A 6,362-nucleotide genomic window follows, 5' to 3' on the forward strand; every position below is an offset into this window, starting at 1 on the left:
GTTCGCCCCCTAGTCGGTGCCCCCCACGGCTCGAGCCCTGGTTGCCGGAGCAATCGGGTCCGCATTAACCAAGATCGCCCCCTCACCACTGGTGTAAGCCTCCTCGCCATGCTGGGTGATGTCCAGTCCCATCCCCTCTTCCTTTACCGGAACCCTGAGTGGGGTCAAGGCCCCAATAAGCTTCAGCAGCACAAAGGTTCCTAGGGCACTGTAAGCAATAGAGACCCCTACCGCCAAAAGCTGAATCAAAAACTGGCTGGCGTTGCCGTATAGCCAGCCATCCCCGATGCCGTTAAACACCTTCTGGGCCAAAACCCCGGTGAGGAGGGCTCCGGTAATGCCACCAATGGCATGTCCCCCAAACACATCCAGGGAATCATCTAGCTTGGTTTTAGCCCGCCAGAGGATCACGAAGTAGCTGGGAAAGGCCGCAATAATCCCCAAAACGATAGCGTTCATCGGGGAGACAAAACCAGAAGCCGGGGTAATGGCCACCAGACCCACCACGATGGCGGTCGCCGCACCCACCGCGGTACTTTTGCCCGTGCGCAGAATGTCCAGTAGGATCCAAACCACCAACGTGGCGGCTGGGGCCAGCATCGTGTTGACAAAGGCCAAACCCGCCAGGCCGTTCGAAGCAACCGCGCTCCCGCCGTTGAAACCAAACCACCCAAACCACAACAAGGCCGCGCCCAACACGACATAGGTGGCGTTATGGGGCAGGATGGCCTGACGACCAAAGTCCTTGCGTCGGCCCAGAACCATCGCCGCCACTAAACCCGCAATACCGGCATTGATGTGCACCACCGTGCCCCCGGCAAAGTCAAAAGCCCCCAGTTTGCCCAGGAAACCTCCACCCCAGACCATATGCGCAACCGGAGCGTAGACCAGCAGGGACCAAAGGGTAATGAAAACCAGGTAAGGCACAAAGCGCATCCGCTCGACGATGGCCCCGGAGACGAGCGCCGCCGCGATGATGCAAAAGGTGGCCTGAAAAGCCATGTAAAGGACGTGCGGGACGGTGAGGGGGACAACCGCCCCGGTGGGCTCGAGGCCCACCCCACTCAGAAAGGCCTTGCTCAAGCCCCCAATCCATCCATTGCCCTCGCTAAAGGACAGGCTATACCCCAGCACCGCCCAGGCAATCCCCACAAACCCCAAAGAGGCCACACTCATCATGATGGTGTTGAGCGCATTTTTCGAGCGTACCATCCCGGCATAAAAGAAACCCAGGGCAGGGGTCATCAAGAGCACCAGCGCAGTGGAAACCAGCATCCAAGCGGTATCCCCTGAGTCTATCTTGGGCACCTCAGCAGCAAAGGCCAACGAACCCAGCGTTGTGCCCCCAACAAGAAACTTGCGCAGGCTGCTCATCAGTCTCATACCTCCTGGGCCTGAGGCTATCAAGGATTTGGCATAGTGTCAACTGTATTGAAATCAAAAGTCATTTTTTAGAATCACAATATGTCAATATATTCGGTATTTTGTGCAATATGTTATTGCTAAATAGCACATTTGTTCTTATCAAAAGGACACTGGGAGTTGGTCGGCTCGAGGGTTTAGCCGCAGGGATACCCCTTTTGGCCCTGAGCGTTCTACACTAGAGCTGTACATGACCGAGCGGCAGCGGCGAATCTTGCATCTTTTGGTGGACTCCTACATCGCCACCCAAACGCCGGTGGCCTCGAGCATCCTGGCCCAGCAGTTATCGTTGTCCCCTGCGACGACCCGCTATGAGCTGATCGAGCTCGAGGATGCAGGGCTGGTAACCAAGCCCCATACCTCTGCAGGGCGGATCCCCACCCGTCAGGGGTTTCGCCACTACGCCCTCTCCAAGCTCCCCCCAACCCCTTTTCCCCAAGCCACCTTAGACCGACTGGCCCAGGCCCTTTCCGGAGCTGGGGGGCGCCGCGAGGAACTGGTGGTGCAGGTGGCTTCCCGCCTGAGCGGCTACCCGGCCATGCTGCGCCTTAAGCCGCGGCACGCCCCCAAGCTGTTGCAGGTGCACCTCTCGCAACTCGCCCCCGGCAAGGTTTTGGCGGTTGGGGTGATGGAGGGAGGGCGGGTGCGCGAGGTGCGGCTGGAGTTGTCGTTTTCCCCAAGCGATGCCCAGCTTAACGAGGCGGAGGGGCGGCTGCACGGACCGCTCGAGGCCCTGAGCCCCCAGGAGGCCCCTTCGCTGGCCCTGCGGGAACTGTTTGAGGCCGTGCGGCGGGCCTTTGCCCAAGGCAGCCTCGAGGAGTACCGTGAGGGGGTGGGCCTGCTGCTCTCTGAACCGGAAGCGCAAAATCTGAGCTTTTTGCGTCAGGCCCTTTCGCTCTTTGAAAGCCCCGGCGACGAGACGCTCACCCCGCCTGGCGGCCTCAACGTGCGGGTGGGCGAGGGCGAAGGGCTGTCTTTGGTGCAGGCCGGGGTGGCCATGAGCGACACCATAGGGGAGCTCTCCCTACTGGGACCGGTGCGCATGCGCTACGGCCAAGCCCTCTCCGTCGCGTATGCCCTCGGTCAGGTGTATATGGGCCAGCAAGCCTCCCAGGCCTCCCGTTAGCATATAGCCATGCGCATCCGAGTGCTCCTTTTTGCCCTGTACCGTGAGCAGGCCGGTCAGGCCCGCTTCGAGCTCGACCTCCCGGCGGGCTCGAGCGTGGCGGTGGCCAAGGCCAGGCTGGAAGCCCAGTATCCTCTACAGCTCTCCGGGGGGCTGGCCGCGGTCAATGAGCAGCTGGCCCCGCTCGAGCAAACCCTCAACGATGGGGATGAGCTGGCCTTTTTGCCTCCGGTCTCCGGCGGTTCAGACCTCCCCTCCCAGGCCCAGGAAAGCCTGGGCCTGACCCAGGCCCCGCTCGAGGTCGAACCCCTGGTGGAGTGGGCCAGCGAACCCTCCTATGGAGCGGTGGTGAGCTTTTTGGGCACCACCCGCAGCCCCAACAAAGGCCAGGAAGTGCAGTACCTCGAGTACGAGGCCTATCCCGGTATGGCCGAGCGGGTTCTGGCCCAGATCGCCCTAGAAATGCGCCAGCGCTGGGTGTTGGGGCGGATTGCCCTGTGGCACCGCTTGGGACGGGTGATGCCCAAAGAAGGCTCGATCGTGATCGTGGTCTCTGCCCCCCACCGCCCCGAGGCTTTTGAGGGCTGCCGCTATGCCCTCGAGCGGGTCAAGCAAATCCTGCCAGTGTGGAAAAAAGAGGTCCGCCCCGACGGTTCATTCTGGGTTGAAGGCCATACCCCTCAAGGATTCCGGCTGTAGCTTCGACCTGCCTCCGGAAGGGCGCTCTAAAGCACCGCCCTCGCAGCCCGGGTGGTGGTTCGCTGCCAGAGGTAGATCAGCAACAACAGGCCCACCCCGATTCCGTCTATGAGCAGGGCCGGAAAGGTCGTCCCGAAGAGGGTCAGGCTCCCCGGCGTGACCAACAGCAAGGCTGTGGCCAGCAACAAAATCCGCTGCACGGGATTGGCCTTGGTATGCAGAAAGCCCATCGTGGCCGAGGCAAAAGCCACCATTCCCAAAAAGGCAAATCCGGCGATCTCGAGGGCTTGCCCAAACCCCGAAACCCCCTGCAGAAGCAAGGCCGGATTGAAAAAAAACATATAGGCCAGGAACGCCGTGCGCATCTCGTAGACGAACCCCTGGATGCCGGTGCGCCAGAAGTCCGACTTGGCGATGGCCGAGGCCGCATAAGCCGCCAGCGCCACCGGCGGGGTGGAATCGGCCATGATGCCAAAGTAGAAGACAAACATGTGAGCCGCGATCTTGAGGGCCTGGTTGGTCGCCGCAGGGTCAGCGATGTTCAAGACCACAGGCACCACCAAGCTGGCCATCACGATGTAGTTGGCTGTGGTGGGCAGCCCCATCCCCAGCAAAAGGCTGGTGAGATGGGCCAGGATCAGCACCAAAATGATGTTTCCGCCAGAAAGGAACTGGACCACCTGGGCCAGCCCCTGGCCTAAACCCGTGGTGGTGACCACCCCTACGATGATCCCCGCGCTGGCCGTAGCCAGGGCGATGCCCACCATCCCCCGCCCGGCATTTTCAAAGCCATCTATGGTGAGCAGGAAGGCTTTGCGCAGCCCGGCCAGAGGGCCTTTTCCAGCTCGCAGGCTGCGAAAGAGCTCCTGGGCAAACATCAGCACCACAATCAGCGCAACCGTGTTGAGGGCCGCCCGCTCAGCGCTGATTTTGGCAATCACCAGGGCATAGATCAGGTAGGCCAGGGGGAGAATGTAATGAAAACCTGAGCGCAGAATGGGGCCCAGGGGGGGGAGCTCGCTTCTGGGAACGCCTTTCAGGCCCAGACGAAGGGCCTCGAGGTGCACCACCACAAAAAGCGTGGCATAGGCTAGAAAAGCCGGAAGGGCCGCGTAGATGATGAGCTGGCTGTAGGGAATGTTGAGGTAATTGGCCATGATGAAGGCCGCGGCACCCATCACCGGCGGCATCAGTTGGCCGTTGGAGCCGCTGGCGACCTCGATGGCCCCCGCCGTCTCCGCAGGGTAACCCACCCGTTTCATCAGGGGGATGGTCAGCGACCCCACGGTCACCACATTGGACACCGACGAGCCTGAAACCATGCCGTGCAGCGCAGAAGCCACCACTGCGGCCTTGGCCGGCCCTCCCCTCGAGGTTCCCAGCAGGCTGTAGGCCACCTGGATTAGAAACAATCCGGCCCCCAACCGCTCCAAAAGCGCCCCAAACAGCACGAACAAGAACACGAAGCTGGCCGAGACCCCAATGGGGGTACCCCAGATCCCCTCCGAGGTGAGGTAAAGCTGGTTGACCGCTTGGGGCCAGCTAAACCCAGCATGAAACTGCAGCCAGCTGGGCAGGGAGACGTGAAACACCCCCTTCGGCCCCATCAGGCTGAACAGGATGAACACCAGGGCGATGATCGGCATCACCCGACCCAGAACCCGCCAGGCCGCCAGCAACAGCAAGAGGATGGTCAGGGTGCCAAACCAGATGTCCCGGGCATTCGCAACCCCACCCTGCTGTTCATTGATGGCCTGAAACTGTATGGCGATGTACAGCGGCCCAGCTACGGCCAAGAGCCCCAGCACAAGATCTGGCCAGGGGACGCGATCCCTTGGGCTCCTTTTGCCGTAGGGATAGACCAGGAAAGCCAACATCGAGGCAAAGGCCAGGTGAATGGACTTCAAGACAAACAAATCAATGGTGCCCAGCTGGGTAGCCCAAAGTTGAAAGATCGTCCAGCCCACCGCTACCGCGAAGATAAGCCAGCGGGTCCAGTTTTTGGGCTTACGCCCTCCCGACTCAGATTCCTCGAGAATTTCCTGAGCCGCTTTTGCCTCGGCCATGCTCCCCTCCTCCAACCGATGCATCACTATACGGCACAGAGGCGTCCTCGACAGCCCCTCCACAGCCCCCTGACGGGTTGCCGGGCTGCTTGATAAGCTATCCAAGTTTATGCAGGCTCTGCTCGAGGTGGTGGTTCCGGTTGCCTTTATCGTTCTGGTCGGATTTTTCGTGGGGAAGCGGATCGAGTTCGACCTGCAAACCCTCTCCAAGCTCTCGATTTACGTGCTGGTTCCGGTGTTAATCTTCGATGCCATGCTGCGGGCCAAACTCACCGGGAGCAGTGTTTTTGGCATCAGTGCAGCATTTTTTCTGGCCTCAGCCTTTCTGTATCTGCTCAGCCTGGGGCTCAGCCACTGGCTGAGGCTCGAGCCCCCCCAGCGCAAAACCCTCATTGCCTCGGCTACGTTCCCCAACTCGGGGAACATGGGGCTCTCCCTCACCTTTTTTGCCTTAGGGCAGCCTGGGTTGGATCGGGCCATCGTGTACTTCATCGCCAGCAGCGTTTTGATGTTCGGCATTGGGCCGGCTTTCCTGCGGGGGGGTGGGCTGGTGCAGAGCCTCCTCTTCACCTTGCGGCTGCCGCTGTTCTGGGCGCTGGCCGGTGGGCTGTTGGTGCGGGGGTTGAACTTGCCGCTGCCGCTCGGGCTAGACCAGGGGGTGCACCTGCTCGGACAAGCCTGCATCCCGGTCATGCTTCTGACCCTGGGCATACAGATCGCAGCCTCTAAGGCCAGTTGGGGGGCCTACGAGCTTCAAGCCAGCAGCCTACGGCTCCTGGCCGCCCCCCTGCTGGCCGCGCTGGCGGGATGGATGCTGGGGTTGCACCCCCTAGACATCAAGGTGTTGGTGCTGCAAAGTGCCATGCCCATCGCGGTGAATGCCTTTTTGATGGCTGGGGAATTCGGCGGGGACGCCCCTCGAGCGGCTCGAGCGGTGGTGGCCTCGTCGGTGTTATCGTTTATCACCCTTCCCCTGGCGCTGTTGGCCATTGGGGTTGGTTAGGCCGAGGGAGGGCTCAGCCCAGCCGCTAGGGGGAGGGATTGGGGGG

5 protein-coding genes are annotated in these 6,362 nt (G+C 61.2%); 3 read left to right on the plus strand and 2 right to left on the minus strand.

The features are described 5' to 3' along the window. Nucleotides 1-9 precede the first annotated feature (9 nt). The gene (locus tag Mgrana_RS06385) at nucleotides 10-1,374 is read right to left on the minus strand and encodes an ammonium transporter (RefSeq protein WP_119356773.1); all 1,365 of its coding nucleotides are present in this window, start codon (nucleotides 1,372-1,374) and stop codon (nucleotides 10-12) included. A gap of 238 nt (nucleotides 1,375-1,612) precedes the next feature. Here Mgrana_RS06385 and Mgrana_RS06390 point away from each other — a divergent pair, with 238 nt between their 5' ends. Both Mgrana_RS06390 and Mgrana_RS06395 read left to right on the plus strand, forming a co-directional pair. After that, a complete protein-coding gene (locus Mgrana_RS06390) occupies nucleotides 1,613-2,548 on the plus strand; it encodes an HrcA family transcriptional regulator (RefSeq protein ID WP_119356774.1) in 936 nt (311 codons plus the stop codon). A gap of 9 nt (nucleotides 2,549-2,557) precedes the next feature. After that, entirely contained in the window at nucleotides 2,558-3,247 is a 690-nt protein-coding gene (locus Mgrana_RS06395) for a molybdenum cofactor biosynthesis protein (RefSeq protein WP_119356775.1), read from the plus strand. Between the two features lie 26 nt (nucleotides 3,248-3,273). Here the strand turns inward: Mgrana_RS06395 and Mgrana_RS06400 are convergent, their stop codons facing one another. Further along, a complete protein-coding gene (locus Mgrana_RS06400; protein ID WP_119356780.1) occupies nucleotides 3,274-5,313 on the minus strand; it encodes a TRAP transporter permease in 2,040 nt (679 codons plus the stop codon). Nucleotides 5,314-5,422: 109 nt separating this feature from the next. Here Mgrana_RS06400 and Mgrana_RS06405 point away from each other — a divergent pair, with 109 nt between their 5' ends. Then, nucleotides 5,423-6,316, plus strand: a complete 894-nt coding sequence (locus Mgrana_RS06405) for an AEC family transporter (protein ID WP_119356776.1) — start codon at nucleotides 5,423-5,425, stop codon at nucleotides 6,314-6,316. Nucleotides 6,317-6,362 lie beyond the last annotated feature (46 nt).

Origin of the sequence: Meiothermus granaticius NBRC 107808 (genome assembly GCF_003574355.1) — a bacterium.
Taxonomy (GTDB): Bacteria; Deinococcota; Deinococci; order Deinococcales; family Thermaceae; genus Meiothermus; species Meiothermus granaticius.